The following is a 14,504-nucleotide window of genomic DNA, read 5'->3' as shown; positions in this document are numbered from 1 at the left end:
TAAGCTCGGGTGGCTCGAAATCCGGGCACATCCCTCTTCGCATTCCTCTGGGCAGTCCGGCGTACGCCCTCTGCGGGAGAAGAGCGATGTACGTCCGTGCGACCGCGACAGACGCGGCCACGTGAAAGGAAACCGATGGTCACCAAGTCCCAGGACCGCCGCAAGGTCCGTCTCTCGCGCGCGCTCGGCGTCGCGCTCACCCCGAAGGCCGCGCGCTACCTCGAGAAGCGCCCCTACGGCCCCGGCCAGCACGGCCGCACCAAGCGCAAGGCAGACAGCGACTACGCCGTCCGTCTCCGCGAGAAGCAGCGTCTGCGCGAGCAGTACGGCATCCGCGAGAAGCAGCTGCGCATCGCGTTCAACGAGGCCCGTCGCCACGACGGCCTGACCGGTGAGAACCTCGTCGAGCTCCTCGAGGTGCGCCTCGACGCCCTCGTGGTCCGTTCGGGCTTCGCCCGCACCACGGCGCAGGCCCGCCAGTTCGTCGTGCACCGCCACATCCTCGTCGACGGCAAGATCGTCGACCGCCCGTCGTTCCGCGTGAAGCCGGGCCAGACCATCGAGGTCAAGGCGAAGAGCGAGGGCCTCGAGCCCTTCCAGGTCGCGGCCGCCGGCGGTCACGCCGAGGTCCTGCCCCCGGTCCCGGGCTACCTCGAGGTCGCGCTCGACAAGCTCCAGGCCAAGCTCGTGCGCCAGCCGAAGCGCGCCGAGGTGCCCGTCACGTGCGACGTGCAGCTCGTCGTCGAGTACTACGCGGCTCGCTGATCCCGCACGGCGGGGCGACCGGGAGGGCGTCGGGGCTTCGGCCCCGGCGCCCTCCCGCGTCGCCGCCGCCATTCGCAACTAGGATGGACGGACGCCGCTCGCGAGGTGCGGCGCCGGCGGACGAGACCCGCGAGGACGGATGAGATGAAGAGACTGCTGTGGTTCCTGATCGGCATCGTCGGCGGGTTCGTCGCCGCGCACGTCCTCAACAAGGACCCGCGCGGTCACGAGGTGCTCGCATCGATCGACGCCCGCATCGAAGAGTTCACCGAGCGCATCTCCGACGCGTACTACGCCGAGGCGTCACGCCGCGACGACGAGACCGGCGAGCGCGCCTGACCCCCTGACGTTCCCCGGCCGCCCGCCCGGCGGCCGCTTCCGCACGCATCAGCAAGGACGAGTCCCCATCCCATGAAGACCGCGGAGATCGCGCAGCGCTACCTCGACTACTTCGAGAAGAACGAGCACACCATCGTCCCGTCGGCATCGCTTGTGAGCGACGACCCGTCGATCATGTTCACGATCGCCGGCATGGTGCCGTTCATCCCGTACCTGACGGGCGTGGTGCCCGCGCCCTACGCGCGCGCCGCCGACGTGCAGAAGTGCATCCGCACGAACGACATCGAGGAGGTCGGGAAGACCGCCCGGCACGGCACCTTCTTCCAGATGCTCGGCAACTGGTCGTTCGGCGACTACTTCAAGGAGGGGGCGATCTCCTACGCCTGGGAGCTCCTGACGTCGAGCGAGGCGGACGGCGGCCTGGGCTTCGCCGAGCGCGACCTGTGGGTCACCGTGTACGAGGACGACGACGAGGCCGCGGCCCTCTGGCAGCGGATCGCGGGTCTTCCCGCCGAGCGCATCCAGCGCCTGGGACGCGCCGACAACTTCTGGACGACCGGGCAGCCCGGTCCCGCGGGCCCGTGCTCGGAGATCTATTTCGACCGCGGCCCCGCCTACGGCGCCGAGGGCGGGCCCGCCGTCGACGACAACCGCTTCCTCGAGATCTGGAACCTCGTGTTCATGCAGAACTCGATCGCCAACGTGCGCTCCAAGACCGAGTTCGACATCGTCGGCGAGCTGCCGGAGAAGAACATCGACACGGGCATGGGGCTCGAGCGCGTCGCCTTCATCAAGCAGGGCGTCGAGAACATGTACGAGACCGATCAGGTGCGCCCTGTCCTCGACCGCGCCGTCGAGCTCTCCGGCCGCCGCTACGGCGCCGAGCACGTCGACGACGTCCGCTTCCGCGTCATCGCCGACCACGTGCGCTCGTCGCTCATGCTCCTCTCCGACGGCGTGACGCCGTCGAACGAGGGCCGCGGCTACATCCTGCGCCGGCTGATGCGGCGCACCGTGCGCTCGATGCGTCTGCTCGGCGTCGAGGAGGCGACCTTCCCCGCCCTGTTCGAGGCCTCGCGCGACGCCATGAAGGCGGGCTACCCCGAGGTCGAGACCGACTGGCAGCGCATCTCCTCCTACGCGTTCGCGGAGGAGGAGACCTTCCTGCGCACGCTGACCGCCGGCTCCACCATCCTCGACACCGCGGTGGAGAAGACCAGGGCGTCCGGCGGATCGACGCTCACGGGGCCCGAGGCTTTCCTCCTGCACGACACGTACGGGTTCCCCATCGACCTCACGCTCGAGATCGCCGAGGAGGCGGGCCTGGGCGTCGATCGCGACGCCTTCGACTCGCTCATGCAGGAGCAGAGGCAGCGTGCGAAGGCCGACGCCCGCTCGCGCAAGCGCGCCATCGCCGACGTCGGCGTCTACAGCGCCTTCCGTGCGCAGGGGGAGACGGCCTTCACGGGCTACACCGATCTGGAGACCGAGACGAACGTGCTCGGCGTGCTCGTCGACGGCGTGAGCGTGCCCAGCGCGACGCAGGGTCAGATCGCGGAGGTCATCGTCGCCGAGACGTCGCTCTACGCCGAGTCCGGCGGGCAGGTCGCGGACAAGGGCGTGATCGTCGGCCCCGGGTTCGAGCTCGAGGTGCTCGACGTGCAGCGGCCCGTGCCCGGTCTCGTGAGCCACACGGTCGAGGTCGCGCGAGGCGAGGTCGGCGTCGGACAGCCGGCGTCGACGATCGTCGACGCCGCCAACCGGCGCGCCGCGACGCAGGCGCACTCCGCGACGCACCTCGTGCACGCGGCCCTCCGCGACACCCTCGGCAAGGGCGCGACGCAGGCCGGCTCGCTCAACCGCGCCGGATACCTGCGCTTCGACTTCACGTGGGGCCAGGCGCTGAGCCCCGTCACCCGCACCGAGATCGAGGAGATCGCGAACAACGCGGTGCGCGACAACCTCGAGGTGACCACGCGCGTGCTCTCCCTCGATGACGCCAAGGCCGCCGGCGCCACGGCGCTGTTCGGCGAGAAGTACGGCGACCGGGTGCGGATGGTCGACATCGGGGGACCGTGGTCGCGCGAGCTGTGCGGCGGCACCCATGTGGCGTCGTCGGCCGAGATCGGCCTCATCAGCATCACGGGCGAGTCGTCGGTGGGCGCGTCGAACCGGAGGGTCGAGGCGCTCGTCGGCCTCGACGCCTTCCGCGAGCTCACGGCGGAGCGCGCCCTCGTGAACGAGCTCACCTCGGCGCTGAAGACGCCGAAGGACCAGCTCGCGACGCGCGTGTCCGAGCTCGCCGCGAGCCTCAAGGCCGCCGAGAAGAAGATCGCCCAGTTCGAGGCGAAGGCGCTCGGCGAACGCGTGCCGGCGCTCGTCGACGCCGCGACGCGTGCGGGCGCCGTCCGGCTCGTGGCGGAGTCCGTCGGCGCCGTCGGATCGCAGGACGACGTGCGCTCGCTCGTCTCCAGCGTGCGGGAGAGGCTGGGCAGCGAGGCCGCCGTGGTGGCGCTCGCCGCCGAGGTCGCGGGACGCCCGGTCGTCATCGTCGCGACGAACGACGCCGCTCGTCGTGCCGGGGCGAAGGCCGGCGCGCTGGCGAAGGCGGCCGCGGCGGCGCTGGGCGGCGGAGGCGGCGGCCGGGACGACATGGCGCAGGGAGGCGGCGCCGACGCGTCGGCCGTCCCGGCGGCGCTCGATGCGGTGCGACGCGGCCTGGTCGCTGCGTGACGGGCTTCCGTCGCGGCGTCCGGCTCGGCGTCGACGTGGGGAAGGCCCGCATCGGCGTCGCCCGCTGCGACCCCGACGGGATGCTCGCCGTGCCCGTGGAGACGGTTCCGCGGAACGAGCGCTCGATCGCCCGGCTGGTGGAGCTCGCGGTCGAGCACGGGCCGCTCGAGTTCGTCGTCGGGCTCCCGCTCAACATGCGCGGCGACGACACGCCGTCCACGCAGGACGCGCGCGACTTCGCCGCGGCTCTGGCGGCGCGCCATCCCGTGCCCGTGAGGCTCGTCGACGAGCGGCTGAGCACCGTGAGCGCGCATTCCGCGCTGCGGCAGTCCGGGCGATCGCAGAAGGGCTCGCGTAGCATTGTCGACCAGGTCGCCGCGGTGGTGCTGCTGCAGCACGCGATCGACACGGAGAAGCAGACGGGATCCGCCCCCGGGGAGCCCGTCGGCACCGGTTTGGAGTAGACCCCCGAATGCCCGAGACCTCGAATCCCGATCCCGAGCGCCCGCTGACGCGTCGTGAGCGGCGCGCGCAGGAGCTGGCCGCCGAGTCGCGCCGCACGCTGCCCAGCGCCGCCGCGCACGACGCGGCCTCCGGTCCGCCGATCACGCGCCCGCCCGCGGACGCCGCTCCGCAGGGCGCGACCATCGACGAGGCCACGGCGAGGGGCGAGCGACAGCCCGCGGGCCTGGACGACCTCTTCACGCCGGAGACCGTGGGGCGACCCGCGCCGCGCAAGGGCAGCAGGCTCGGCTGCCTGATCTCCATCGTCATCGTGCTCGTCCTCCTCGGCGGCGTCGCCGCGGGCGGACTGTGGGCGTGGAACGCCTACGGCGACCGGATCTCGGCCGTCATGGGTTGGGACGGCCCGCACGACTACGAGGAGGGCGACGCGACCGGCGAGGCGCTCGTCACGGTCGCCGACGGGGACACGGGCGAGGCGGTGTCCGCCTCGCTGCACGAGGCCGGCGTCACGCTCGAGTCGGACTCGTTCTACCAGTACCTTCTCGACAGCGGCGAGAACCCCACCTTCTATCCCGGCGTCTACCGCCTCCAGCAGAAGATGACGTCCGCGGCGGCCCTCGACGCGCTCGAGGACCCCGAGACGCGCCTGGAGAACACGGTGCTGATCACGGAGGGGAGCTTCGCCGCCGACGCGCTCGTGAGCATCTCCGAGGTCACGGAGATCCCGCTGGAGGAGCTGCAGGCAGAGGCGGCCGACTACACGCAGTTCGGCATCCCGGCCGACGCCCCGAGCATCGAGGGCTTCCTCTTCCCCGCCACCTACACGTTCGAGCCGGATGCGACGGCGGAGGACGTCATCCGCGTGCTCGTCGACGAGATGTTCGAACGGCTCGACGGTCTGGGCGTTCCCGAGGAGGACCGGCTGCAGATCCTCACGATGGCGGCCCTCGTCCAGCGCGAGTCGGGTGGCGAGGACGACATGGCGCAGATCGCGCGCGTCTTCTTCAACCGCGTCGACGAGGGCATGCTGCTGCAGTCGGACGCCACCGTCGCGTACGGCGCCGACAGCACGCACACGGTGTGGACGACCGACGAGCAGCGCGCCGACGAGTCGAACCCGTACAACACCTACGTGCACCAGGGGCTGCCCGTGGGGCCCATCGGGCTGCCCGGCGAGGCCGCGATCCAGGCGGCGATGTCGCCCGCGGACGGCGACTGGCTCTACTTCGTGCCGGTCGACCTCGCCACGGGGGAGACGGTGTTCTCGAGCACGCTCGCGGAGCACGAGGCGGCCGTGGAGCGGCTGCAGGAATGGTGCCGGGCGAGCGCCGAGAACGCGGTCTACTGTGAGTGAGACGCGCCTCGAGGTCTGGGGCGCGCCGATCGAGCACAGCCGGTCGCCGCAGCTGCACGGCGCCGCCTACCGCGTGCTCGGGCTCGACTGGACGTTCGGACGCCGCCTGGTCGAGCGGGCGGCGTTCGACCAGGCGCTCGCGGGCATCGGAGCGGGATGGCGGGGCCTGGCGGTGACGATGCCGCTCAAGGAGGCGGCGTTCCGCGCCGCGTCGTGGCACGGCAGGCGCGCCGAGCTGACGGGGGCCGTCAACACCCTCTTCTTCGGCACCCCCTCCCGCGACCTCCCGGGCATCGACAGCGGGGACGGAGCGGGCCCGATCGGATTCAACACGGATGTCGGCGGCATCGTCGTCGCGCTTGCCGAGCTCGGGATCCGCGAGGTCGAGACCGCGCGCATCGCGGGGGCCGGAGCGACGGCGGCGTCGGCGCTCGTGGCGCTGGGCGAGCTGGGAGCGCGCCGCGTCCACGTCGTCGCACGCACGCCGGAACGCGCGGCGCCGCTCGTCGCGATCGGCGAGCGGGCCGGCGTCGCGGTGCAGGCGGAGCCCTTCGGGGCCGCGCACGAGCCGGTGGACCTGACCGTCGCGACCCTGCCCGGGGGGACCGTGCTCCCCGACGCGCACGCGGAGCGGCTCGCGCGGGCGGGAGGACCGCTCTTCGACGTGGCGTACGATCCCTGGCCCTCCGCGCTGGCGCGACTCTGGACCGACGGCGAGGCGCATTCGGGGCTCGGCATGCTCCTTCACCAGGCCGTGCTGCAGGTGCGCGTGTTCACGTCCGGCCGTCTCGACACCCCGCTCGACCGGGAGGCGGACGTGGTGGCCGCGATGCGCGCGGCGCTCATGGGAGAATAGCGATCATGCTCCGTGTGCTCACGGCCGGCGAATCGCACGGCCCCGAACTGATCGCCCTCATGGAGGGACTCCCGGCGGGCGTCCCCGTGACCGCCTCCGCCATCCAGGAGGATCTGCAGCGGCGCAAGCTCGGCTACGGGCGCGGCTCGCGCATGAAGTTCGAGCAGGACGAGCTGTCGATCTCCGCCGGCATCCGACACGGACTCTCGATCGGGAGCCCCGTCGCACTGCGGATCGGGAACACCGAGTGGCCGAAGTGGACGGAGGTCATGAGCCCCGAGCCCGTGGAGCTCACCGAGAAGTCGCGCGGCCGCGGTGCGCCGCTCACGCGGCCCCGGCCCGGACATGCGGACCTCGTCGGGATGCAGAAGTACGGCTTCGACGAGTCGCGCCCGGTCCTCGAGCGGGCGAGCGCCCGCGAGACCGCCGCCCGTGTCGCCCTCGGCGCCGTGGCGCGCGCGTTCCTCGGCGAGCTCGGGATCCGTCTCGTCAGCCACACGCTGTCGATCGGCCCCGTGCGCGTGCCCGACGGCTCCCCGCTTCCGTCGCCCGACGACGTCGCGGCGCTCGACGCCGATCCGCTGCGGTGCTTCGACCCGGCGACGAGCGCGCTCATGGTGGCCGAGGTCGACGCGGCGAAGAAGGACGGCGACACGCTGGGCGGGGTCGTCGAGGTGCTCGCGTACGACCTGCCCCCCGGGCTCGGCTCGCACGTGCAGTGGGACCGCCGTCTCGACGGCAAGCTCGCACAGGCTCTCATGAGCATCCAGGCCATCAAGGGCGTCGAGGTCGGGGACGGGTTCGAGACGACGCGCCGTCGCGGCTCGCAGGCGCACGACGAGCTCTTCTCCACCGACCGGGGCATCGCCCGCGGGACCGACCGGGCGGGCGGGACCGAGGGCGGGATGTCGACGGGCACGCTGCTGCGGATCCGCGCCGGCATGAAGCCCATCGCGACGGTGCCGCACGCCCTGCGGACGGTGGACGTGGCCACGGGCGACACGGCTTCGGCGCACCATCAGCGCTCGGACGTGTGCGCCGTGCCCGCGGCCGGCGTCGTCGCGGAGGCCATGGTCGCCATCGTGCTCGCGGACGTCGTGCTCGAGAAGTTCGGGGGGGACTCCGTCTCGGAGACCCGTCGCAACCTCGAGTCATACCTCGCCGCCATCCCCGAGACCCAGCACACGGCGGCCGGCGCGGTGTCGCATGACCTCGCCCGCTGAGGCGGGATCGCGCGGTTCCTCCGAGGCGGGACCGGCCGGGAAGGGCGCGATCGTGTTCGTCGGCCCCATGGGCGCGGGAAAGTCGAGCATCGGCAGGCGCGTCGCACGCGCCCTGAACGTCCCGTTCACCGACACCGACGCCGAGATCGTCCGCGCGCACGGGGCGATCGCGGACCTGTTCGCGCGGGAGGGCGAGGAGCGCTTCCGCGCCCTCGAGCGCGAGGCGGTGCGCGAGGCGCTGGAGCGTCGAGGCGTCGTCGCGCTGGGCGGAGGGGCCGTGCTCGCGCGGGAGACGCGCGAGCGCCTGCGCGATCACCGCGTCGTCCTGCTCACGGTCGACGAGGACTCCATCGCGCGGCGGATCCGGGGCCGGAGACGGCCGTTGCTCAACGGCGGCGATCCGCTCGCGGAGTGGGTGCGGATCGCCGGCGAGCGCGCCCCGATCTACGCGGAGGTCGCCGACGTGGCCTTCGACACGTCGCGGCTCCCCACCCAGACGACCGTCGAGCACGTCGTCGCGTGGCTGCGCGGCGAGGAGCAGCACGCCGCTGCCCCGGAGGAGGAACGATGAACGACACCGTCATCCCGGTCCGCGGGACGCCCGGCTACGACGTCGTCGTCGGAAACGGCGTCATCGCGCGACTGGGGGAGCTGCTGCCCCCCGCGGCGAAGAAGGTCCTCATCGTGCACCAGCCGTCGCTCGGGGCCCGGGCCGAGCAGCTGCGGTCCGAGCTCGTCGGGGACGGATCGCGCGAGATCCTCCTCGCGGAGGTGCCCGACGCGGAGCAGGCCAAGCGCGTCGAGGTCGCGGCCTTCTGCTGGCAGATCATGGGCCAGGCCGACTTCACGCGCACCGACGCCGTCATCGGCCTCGGCGGAGGCGCGGTCACCGACCTCGCGGGCTTCGTCGCGGCCACGTGGCTGCGCGGGGTCGACCTCGTCCAGATCCCCACGACCGTCCTCGGGATGGTCGACGCGGCGGTGGGCGGCAAGACCGGCATCAACACGGCGGAGGGCAAGAACCTCGTCGGCGCCTTCTGGGCCCCGCGCGTCGTGGTCTGCGACCTCGACCTCCTCGCGACGCTGCCCGCCAACGAGGCGGTCGCCGGGTTCGCCGAGGTCGTGAAGGCCGGGTTCATCCGCTACCCGGAGATCCTCGACGTCGTCGAGGCGGATCCGGCGCGCGCGACGGACCCGACGACGGCGGAGTTCCGCCGCTGCATCGAGCTGGCCATCCGGATGAAGGCCGACGTCGTCGGCCAGGACTTCCGCGAGGCGGGGCTCCGCGAGACGCTGAACTACGGCCACACCCTCGGCCACGCGATCGAGCACGCCGAGCGCTACCGCTGGCGTCACGGCGCTGCCGTGTCGATCGGCATGATGTACGCCGCGGAGCTCTCCCGGCTCGCCGGCCGCCTGTCCGACGCGGCCGTGGACCGCCACCGCGCCGTCCTGACGTCGCTCGGCCTGCCGACGACCTATCGCTCGGGCGCCTGGCGGCAGCTCCTGGCGACGATGCAGCGGGACAAGAAGGCGCGGGCGGGCATGCTGCGCTTCGTCCTGCTCGACGACATCGGCAAGCCCACCGTGGCGCAGGCGCCCGACGAGTCGCTGCTCTTCGCGGCGTACCAGGAGATCGGCGAGGAGGACGCGGGCCGCATCATCCCGACGGGCGGCGCCCGCTAGACTCGTTCATCGGCCCGGAAGCGGGCCCGCCGACTCCCGACGAACCGACTCCTCACGAACGGACCACATACGACAATGGCATCGACCGCAGACATCAGGAACGGCGTCGTGCTCGCCATCGACGGGCAGCTCTGGAACGTCGTGGAGTTCCAGCACGTCAAGCCCGGCAAGGGCGGTGCGTTCGTGCGCACGAAGCTCAAGAACGTCGTCTCGGGCAAGACCGTCGACCGCACGTTCAACGCGGGGGCCAAGGTGGACATCCAGAACGTCGACCGCCGCGACTTCACGTACCTCTACAACGACGGCGAGTCGTTCGTCTTCATGGACGCGGCCGACTACGACCAGATCAACGTCTCGAGCTCCGTCGTGGGCGACGCCGCCAACTATCTGCTCGAGAACCAGCTCGTCACGATCGCCCTCCACGACGGCCTGCCGCTGTACGTCGACCTCCCCGCGTCCGTCGTGCTGGAGATCACCTACACCGAGCCGGGCCTGCAGGGCGACCGCTCGTCGGCCGGCACCAAGCCCGCCACGGTCGAGACGGGCTACGAGATCCAGGTGCCGCTCTTCCTCGAGACCGGCACGAAGGTCAAGGTCGACACCCGGACGGGCGACTACCTCGGCCGGGTCAACTGAGCCGCCGGAGTGAGCGCACGCACCAAGGCGCGCAAGCGCGCCCTCGACATCCTGTTCTCCTCCGACGTCCGCGGCGACGCCGTCGAGGCGACCCTCGCGGCCGAGGCGAAGCGCGCGGCGGGGGAGCCGGCACGCCAGGCCTCCTGGCTGTACGCGCGGGACATCGTCGACGGCGTCCTCGACCATCGCGACGAGATCGACGAGCAGATCACGACCCACAGCCGGGACTGGCGGATCGAGCGCATGCCCGCCGTCGACCGGGCGCTCCTGCGCATCGGCGTCTGGGAGATCCTCTTCAACGACGAGGTGCCGACCGCCGTCGCGATCGACGAGGCCGTCGAGCTCGCGAAGGAGCTCTCGACCGAGGAGTCCGGCGCGTTCGTCCACGGCGTGCTCGCCCGGATCGCGCGGTCCAGCTGAGAGCGCGGGCGTCCTCGGGGTGATCGTGCCGTACATCGAGCCCGAGGCCATCCGCCGCATGGCGGAGGGCGGGGCGTACGAGCGCGGTCTCGCGTACTTCCAGGAGGGCGCCGTCGCGCACGCGCAGTGGCTCTCCGACGGCGTCACGCTCACGGCCGCCGTGCACGGCAGCTCGGGGCGCAGCTACCGCAGCCGCGTGCTCGTCGACGGTCGCTCGGGGGCGATCGCGGCGACCGAGTGCAGCTGCCCCCTGCGCAGCCGCTGCAAGCACGTCGTCGCCGCGCTGCTGGCGGCGAACGCGCAGCAGCGCTCGGCCGCCGCCGGGCTCCGGCCCCGGGGCGGACCCGCGGCCTCGTCGTGGCGCTCGCTCGTCCCCGAGACCGCGGCGGAGACGGGGGCGGTGCCGCTCGCCCTCGGCGTGGAGCTGCGCAGGCGGTCGCCCGGCGGGGCACGAGCGTGGCAGACGCGCCGTGCGGAGCCCGCCCGTCCGCGCGACCTCGCGGGGGAGCGGCTGCCCGAGCTGTTCGTCGGCCTGCGCCCCCTGCTCCGCAGCGACAGGTCGAGCGCATGGATCAAGGGCGACGCGTCGTGGGAGACCGTCCGGCGTCCGGGAGGACGCTTCCCCCGGGCGCAGTCGCGGTGGTTCGCGGAGCTCTACAGCATCGCGCGCGACGTGTTCCGTCTCGACGCGTTCGGCGACGGCGCGGAGTGGCTCACGCTGGACACGATCGCATCGGCGCTCCTCTGGCCGCACCTGCGCACGGCGGCACGCCTCGGCATCCCGCTCGTGCCGACGCAGAAGCTGCTCGACGTGCGCCTGGCGGACGGCGCGGCCGCCCGCATGCGCATCGTCCGCGACGAGGACGGCGGGATGAGCGTGCACGCCGAGATCGAGATCGACGGCGAGGACGTGACCGCCGCGTCGGCACGGCCGGTCTCCCGCGCCGGGCTGTACGCGTTCGCGGTCGAGGACGGCCGGATCGCGCTCGCGCTCGCCCCGGTCGAGCTGACGGATCCGCTGCAGGCGCTGCTCGCCGCGGGCGGGACCCTCGCCGTCCCGGCGTCGGAGTCGGAGGAGTTCCTGCGCGAGGCCGTCCCGGTGCTCGCCCGGCGCGCGGACGTGCGCGCCGGAGACGGGATCGAGCTGCCGGAAGCGCCGCGGCCGCGTCCGCTCCTCGCGGTGGTCTTCCGCCCGGGGGACAGGACCGCCTACGAGCTCGCCTGGTCGTACCCCGGTCTCGGCCGCCGCCCGTTCGACGGGGAGCCGGGGGCCGCCGCAGCCGACCCGGACCGCGACGCCGCCGAGGAGGCGGAGCTCGCCTCGCGGATCGCCGGCACGTGGGCGGACGCCTCCGACCTGCCGTTCGCGGCCTCGGGAGAGCTCCGCGACGTCGACGCGGCCGAGTTCTCGGCGAAGGTCGTGCCCGCCCTCGAGGCCGCGGGCGTCGTCGTGGAGGCGACGGGGACGCCTCGCCGGTATCGCGAGCTCACCTCCGCGCCCGAGATCACCGTCTCGACGGTCGAGAGCACGGATGCGGACTGGTTCGACCTCGGCGTGATCGTGACGGTGGACGGCCGCAACATCCCCTTCGCGCCCCTGTTCACGGCGATCAGCCAGCGCCGGAAGAAGATGCTGCTCGCCGACGGAGGATACTTCTCGCTCGCCCATCCCGCGCTGCAGCGTCTGCGGGATCTGGTCGACGAGGCCGCGACGCTCTCGGAGTGGGAGAGCGGGCCACGCATCAGCCGCTATCAGACGGACCTCTGGGCCGACTTCGAGGACCTCGCGGACGAGGCCGTGCCCGCCGTCTCGTGGCGCGCGACGGCCGAGGGGCTGCGGGACTTCGAGCGCATCGAGCCGACCCCGCTGCCCGCGGGGCTCCGTGCGCAGCTGCGCACCTATCAGAAGGCGGGCTTCGACTGGCTCGCGTTCCTCTGGCGGCACCGGCTGGGCGGCATCCTCGCGGACGACATGGGGCTCGGCAAGACGGTGCAGATGCTCGCGCTCATCCTGCACACCCGCGAGGCCGGCGAACGTCGGCCCTTCCTCGTCGTCGCGCCCACCTCCGTGACGTCGACGTGGGAGGACGAGGCCGCGCGCTTCGCGCCGGAGCTCAGGGTGCGCCGGATGACCGCGACACGCGCGAAGCGGCCGGCGTCCGTCGCGGACGCGGCGGCGGACGCGGACGTCGTGGTCGCCTCCTATGCGCTCCTGCGGTTGGAGGGCGACGAGTACGCGGCCGTGGAATGGGCCGGCCTCGTGCTCGACGAGGCGCAGTTCGCGAAGAACCCCCGGACGAAGGTGCACCGGGCGGCACGGGAGCTCCGCGCGGACGTGACCTTCGCCGTGACGGGCACGCCGCTGGAGAACGGCCTCGAGGACCTGTGGGCGCTGCTCTCGCTCGCCGCTCCCGGTCTCTTCCCGTCCGCGCGGCGGTTCCGCGAGGAGTACGTCGGCCCCATCGAGAAGGGCAAGGTCCCCGAGAACCAGGAGGGGAGCGCGTACCGCGCACGGCGACTCGAACGCCTGCGTCGCCGCATCCGCCCCCTCATGCTGCGGCGCACCAAGGAGCACGTCGCTGAGGACCTGCCTCCCAAGCAGGAGCAGCATCTGCACGTGGAGCTGAGCGCCGCGCACCGCGCCGTCTACGACGTCGTCCTGCAGCGCGAACGGCAGAAGGTGCTGGGGCTCCTGGACGACCTGGACCGCAACCGGTTCATCGTGTTCCGCTCGCTCACGCTCCTGCGGCTGCTGAGCCTCGCCCCCGAGCTCGTCGACCCGGCGCACGCGCACGCCGGGTCGAGCAAGCTGGACGCGCTCGCCGAACGGCTGACCGAGATCGTCGCGGAGGGCCATCGCGCGCTCGTCTTCAGCCAGTTCACGTCGTACCTCGATCTCGTCGAGTCCCGGCTCGGTCGCGAGGGGATCGCGCACGCACGGCTCGACGGCGCGACGCGCGACAGGACGGGGGCCGTCGACGCGTTCCGGCAGGGCGACGCGCCGGTCTTCCTCATCAGCCTGAAGGCCGGCGGGTTCGGCCTCACGCTCACCGAGGCCGACTACGTCTTCCTGCTCGACCCGTGGTGGAACCCCGCCGCGGAGTCGCAGGCCGTGGACCGCGCGCACCGCATCGGCCAGACGCGCACCGTCGTGGTGTACCGGATGATCGCGGCCGACACGATCGAGGACAAGGTCATGGCGTTGCAGGAGCGGAAGTCGAGGCTGTTCCGCGCCGTGATGGACGACGACGCGCTGTTCTCGCAGGAGCTCACGGCCGACGACATCCGCGGGCTGCTCGAGGACTGATCGCCTGTACCACCGATTCGTCCGGTGGTACACTTGACGCATGCCCACGGCGCTTCCCCGCATCCAGGTCACCCAGACGCCTCCCGTCGCGGAGGCGCTCGACCTGGCCGCCAAGGAGTGGCCGGGCGTCGCGCGCTCGGAGCTCGTCACGCGGCTGCTGACCGCGGGGGCCGAGTCCGTGGCCGCGACGCGCTCCTCCCGCCGCGCGGAGAGGCGTCGCGTGCTCGAGGAGACGCGTGGCACGATGACCGACGCGTATCCGCCGGGGTATCTCGAAGAGCTCAGGGGGGACTGGCCGGCGTGATCGTCCTCGACGCGAGCGTGATGATCGCGCACATGGTCGGAGGCGATGCGCATGCGGAACGGGCTTTCGAGATCCTCGACACCGAGGACGAGTTGATGCTGCACCCCATGACCGCTGCGGAGAGCCTCGTCGGACCGGTGCGTGTCGGACGCGAGGCGGAGGCGCTCGCCGTGCTCACGAGGCTCGGCGTGGAACGCCACGTCCCGGCCGACGACGAGCCCGTCGAGCTGGCCCGGCTGCGGGCGGAGACGGGGCTGCGCCTGCCGGGCTGCTGCGTCCTCGCCGCGGCCCTGGTGGAGGGTGCGAGCCTCGCGACCTTCGACACGAGGCTCGCGCGCGCCGCCCGTGAGCGCGGCGTGGACGTGATCGGGGCGGACGAGGAGCCGGCGGCCGGGTAGACTCGGGGCATCTGCACC

At 72.6% G+C, this 14,504-nt stretch carries 14 protein-coding genes; all 14 read left to right on the top strand.

The window, feature by feature from the left end:
- The first annotated feature begins 135 nt into the window (after window positions 1-135).
- The 14 genes from rpsD (at window position 136) to N8K70_RS08945 (ending at window position 14,486) form a co-directional block, all read left to right on the top strand.
- Window positions 136-765 carry a 30S ribosomal protein S4 gene (gene rpsD, locus N8K70_RS09010; RefSeq protein WP_317138014.1) on the top strand — a complete coding sequence of 210 codons (630 nt, stop codon included), beginning with the start codon at window positions 136-138 and terminating at the stop codon, window positions 763-765.
- A 144-nt stretch (window positions 766-909) separates the two neighbouring features.
- On the top strand, window positions 910-1,104 hold the full coding sequence (locus N8K70_RS09005) for a hypothetical protein (RefSeq protein ID WP_317138013.1): 195 nt from the start codon (window positions 910-912) through the stop codon (window positions 1,102-1,104).
- Between the two features lie 72 nt (window positions 1,105-1,176).
- Window positions 1,177-3,837 carry an alanine--tRNA ligase gene (gene alaS / locus N8K70_RS09000; protein WP_317138012.1) on the top strand — a complete coding sequence of 887 codons (2,661 nt, stop codon included), beginning with the start codon at window positions 1,177-1,179 and terminating at the stop codon, window positions 3,835-3,837.
- The gene (ruvX, locus tag N8K70_RS08995) at window positions 3,834-4,301 is read left to right on the top strand and encodes a Holliday junction resolvase RuvX (protein WP_317138011.1); all 468 of its coding nucleotides are present in this window, start codon (window positions 3,834-3,836) and stop codon (window positions 4,299-4,301) included. The genes alaS and ruvX overlap by 4 nt, the downstream gene beginning before the upstream one ends.
- Before the next feature lie 8 nt (window positions 4,302-4,309).
- Complete coding sequence (gene mltG, locus N8K70_RS08990) at window positions 4,310-5,656, top strand: endolytic transglycosylase MltG (protein WP_317138010.1); 1,347 nt, start codon at window positions 4,310-4,312, stop codon at window positions 5,654-5,656.
- On the top strand, window positions 5,649-6,512 hold the full coding sequence (locus tag N8K70_RS08985) for a shikimate dehydrogenase (protein WP_317138009.1): 864 nt from the start codon (window positions 5,649-5,651) through the stop codon (window positions 6,510-6,512). The genes mltG and N8K70_RS08985 overlap by 8 nt, the downstream gene beginning before the upstream one ends.
- A 5-nt stretch (window positions 6,513-6,517) precedes the next feature.
- Window positions 6,518-7,735, top strand: coding sequence for a chorismate synthase (gene aroC / locus N8K70_RS08980; protein WP_317138008.1), 1,218 nt, complete (start codon window positions 6,518-6,520; stop codon window positions 7,733-7,735).
- Window positions 7,719-8,306 carry a shikimate kinase gene (locus N8K70_RS08975; protein WP_317138007.1) on the top strand — a complete coding sequence of 196 codons (588 nt, stop codon included), beginning with the start codon at window positions 7,719-7,721 and terminating at the stop codon, window positions 8,304-8,306. Before aroC ends, N8K70_RS08975 begins: the two co-directional genes overlap by 17 nt.
- Window positions 8,303-9,421, top strand: coding sequence for a 3-dehydroquinate synthase (gene aroB, locus N8K70_RS08970; protein WP_317138006.1), 1,119 nt, complete (start codon window positions 8,303-8,305; stop codon window positions 9,419-9,421). Before N8K70_RS08975 ends, aroB begins: the two co-directional genes overlap by 4 nt.
- Window positions 9,422-9,496: 75 nt before the next feature.
- Entirely contained in the window at window positions 9,497-10,057 is a 561-nt protein-coding gene (efp, locus tag N8K70_RS08965; protein ID WP_317138005.1) for an elongation factor P, read from the top strand.
- 9 nt (window positions 10,058-10,066) lie between these two features.
- A complete protein-coding gene (gene nusB, locus N8K70_RS08960; protein WP_317138004.1) occupies window positions 10,067-10,477 on the top strand; it encodes a transcription antitermination factor NusB in 411 nt (136 codons plus the stop codon).
- A gap of 58 nt (window positions 10,478-10,535) precedes the next feature.
- Complete coding sequence (locus tag N8K70_RS08955) at window positions 10,536-13,784, top strand: SNF2-related protein (protein ID WP_449406850.1); 3,249 nt, start codon at window positions 10,536-10,538, stop codon at window positions 13,782-13,784.
- Between the two features lie 40 nt (window positions 13,785-13,824).
- Window positions 13,825-14,088 (top strand): hypothetical protein, encoded by a 264-nt coding sequence (locus tag N8K70_RS08950; RefSeq protein WP_317138002.1) that lies wholly within the window; start codon window positions 13,825-13,827, stop codon window positions 14,086-14,088.
- Entirely contained in the window at window positions 14,085-14,486 is a 402-nt protein-coding gene (locus N8K70_RS08945) for a type II toxin-antitoxin system VapC family toxin (RefSeq protein ID WP_317138001.1), read from the top strand. The genes N8K70_RS08950 and N8K70_RS08945 overlap by 4 nt, the downstream gene beginning before the upstream one ends.
- Window positions 14,487-14,504: the final 18 nt, after the last annotated feature.

It is taken from the genome of Microbacterium sp. AB, assembly GCF_032878875.1.
Classification (GTDB): Bacteria; Actinomycetota; Actinomycetes; order Actinomycetales; family Microbacteriaceae; genus Microbacterium; species Microbacterium betulae.
Note: the sequence above shows the minus strand (reverse complement) of the source record. Positions and strands in the feature narration are given on the sequence as shown.